This window comes from Rathayibacter tanaceti (assembly GCF_001634385.1).
Classification (GTDB): domain Bacteria; phylum Actinomycetota; class Actinomycetes; order Actinomycetales; family Microbacteriaceae; genus Rathayibacter; species Rathayibacter tanaceti.
The window spans coordinates 1-748 of the sequence record NZ_LIIN01000293.1; the positions used below are offsets into that span (position 1 = coordinate 1).

The following is a 748-nucleotide window of genomic DNA, read 5'->3' on the forward strand; positions in this document are numbered from 1 at the left end:
TGTGCTATCACGCGTTAGATCTGGTAGCGGATCGAGTTGACGTTTTTGTTGAATTCGTGTTCCCATTCGAGCATGTCCCGGTCGGTTCTTGTGCGGATCGGGGTGATCATGCCGAGCCCGATGTAGCCCCTTGTCACCGAACCAGTTCGCGGGGTCGAGGCCGTGCAGTGCTCCGGATGCGCGTAGCACGGCGATGTCGTGGCGGTGGCCGTCGACCGGGTCGGAGACCCAGACCAGGCGTCCGCTGAGATCGCAGGCGACCTGCACGGTGAACCCGGTCGTCGTGTGCTTCCCCGGCCAGAGCGTGGGCCGGTCTCTCCAGGACCAGCACGGGAGAAGGGTGCCGTCGAGGATGTACTGGCCGTTCGGGTCGAGGTCGTCCGCGGTCGGAAGGTCCGCCCTGAGAGTTGCTGCGATCCATGCCGTGATCGACGCGATCGCACGGGAGATCGTCGGCTGCGATACGCCGTGCTGTTCGGCGAGCACGACCTGCGCGGTGTTGCGTTTCAGATAACTCAGCGTGATGACAAGCGACGTGAACACTCCCAGAGTCGGCGGCCAGTCCGGCGCCTCCCCTGAAGCGCTGACCTCGCCAAGCATCCGCTTCGACAGAGCTTTCGCCTCGGCGTACGTCAATCCTGCTGCATGCTTCACCTGCAACGGTTCTTTCTCCTGAATGATGTGTGATAACACAATTCTCCCAAGGAAGGACCGTTGTTCAGTTGAAGCGCGCCGAAAGCATCAAACT

At 61.6% G+C, this 748-nt stretch carries 1 protein-coding gene; it reads right to left on the reverse strand.

The features are described 5' to 3' along the window. Nucleotides 1-693, reverse strand: a 693-nt coding sequence (locus tag ACH61_RS16575; protein ID WP_161489694.1) for a transposase family protein, incomplete at its 3' end; no start/stop codon positions are given. Nucleotides 694-748: the final 55 nt, after the last annotated feature.